Annotated in this window: 1 pseudogene; it reads right to left on the bottom strand. The window is 68.2% G+C overall.

From position 1 onward, the window contains the following. Positions 1-421, bottom strand: a pseudogene (locus EN852_RS35410) (PAS domain-containing sensor histidine kinase); the annotation flags it as partial.

Below are 421 nucleotides of genomic sequence, written 5' to 3' on the forward strand. Positions count from 1 at the left end.
GGCGAGACGGCGATGACCTTGAAGGCGCCGTCGGTGATGGCCAGCACATGGGCGCGGCTCATGGCGCCCTGGCGGCTGGTGCTTTCGAGAAGGCTTATGGCGTTGGCGCCGGCCGCATTCGGGTCCGCGGTGACGGCCTGCGCCATCTGGCCGGCGGCCAGCGCCAGAACCGCCTTGGCGTCGCGCTCGATCTCGTCATGCTCGTTCATCAGCGACAGGAAGCGCAGCGCGGCGATGACGATGAGGAAAATCACGATCAGCGCCGGGATCGACCGGCGCAGCAGCGGCTCGGCGGCCAGGAGCCGCTGATAAGTAGGTTCGGCGATCAGGCGCGTGTTGCCGGCAAGTCCATCGCTCCTTGCCTTGCGACGCGCAAAAGCCTTCCCTCCGGGCGCGCCCCACGCGTCCGCCTTGGCCATAA

Source organism: Mesorhizobium sp. M2E.F.Ca.ET.209.01.1.1, assembly GCF_004010375.2.
GTDB lineage: Bacteria > Pseudomonadota > Alphaproteobacteria > Rhizobiales > Rhizobiaceae > Mesorhizobium.